This is a genomic window from Mesorhizobium sp. LNHC229A00 (assembly GCF_000502415.1).
Taxonomy (GTDB): Bacteria; Pseudomonadota; Alphaproteobacteria; order Rhizobiales; family Rhizobiaceae; genus Mesorhizobium.
Genome location: NZ_AYWQ01000127.1, coordinates 1 through 784, shown reverse-complemented (window position 1 = coordinate 784; position 784 = coordinate 1). Strand labels below are relative to the sequence as shown.

2 protein-coding genes are annotated in these 784 nt (G+C 59.6%); both read left to right on the top strand.

All coding sequences use genetic code 11. From position 1 onward, the window contains the following. Positions 1-560, top strand: a 560-nt coding sequence (locus X742_RS140320; RefSeq protein ID WP_023775649.1) for a DUF2460 domain-containing protein, incomplete at its 5' end; no start/stop codon positions are given. Further along, positions 560-784 (top strand): hypothetical protein (locus X742_RS01000000171255; protein ID WP_032925195.1); only part of this gene is annotated, 225 nt, incomplete at its 3' end. The genes X742_RS140320 and X742_RS01000000171255, both read left to right, overlap by 1 nt.

Genomic DNA, 784 nt, shown 5'->3' with positions numbered 1-784 from the left:
CCGGCAACGAACAGCGGCGATCGAGGCGGTCGCGCAGGTTGCGCCGTTGCAACATTGCCAAGAATATCCGCACCGTCGACGACGTCTACGACATCTTGTCCTTCTTCGAGGTCATGGACGGTCCATCGCACACGTTCGCAATCCAGAACCTCATCGACTACAAGACCTGCAAACCGGCCGGCACGATCACCGCCCTGGACGCCACCATCGGCATTGGTGACGGCACCAATCTCGCCTTTCAGTTGAAGAAGCAATACAAGGTCACCAAGGTTGACACCTCGGTCATCGCCATTGATCGCACCGTCTACCTGCCGGTCTCCGGAACGGTTCTGGTCGCCGTTGACGGCGTCCTGAAGACCGAGGCCGTCGACTACGTCATCGACTATGAGACCGGTGCGGTTACCTTCGTCACCGGCCATGCGCCGGCCAATTTGAAGGCGGTGACGTGGGGCGGTCAGTTTCATGAAAGGGTTCGCTTCGACACCAACGATCTCAGCCATGTGATGGAATTCTTCCGTGTCGGATCGGTGTCGTCGATCCCTCTGGTCGAGGCGCCCTGATGGTCGGCAGGACCGTCCCGGCCAGTGTGGTGACGGACATCAATTCCGATGCGTTTGCGTTGGCATCGCTGGTGCTGATCACGCTTTCAGACGGAACGACAATCCCGCTGACGGAATGGGATGTCCCGCTCGACGTGGACATGCGCGGCGGTGGCGTCGAGACCTATCTGCCATTCCAGTTCCAGGAATTGACGGCGTTCTCGGCACAGATCAACGCGCCGATC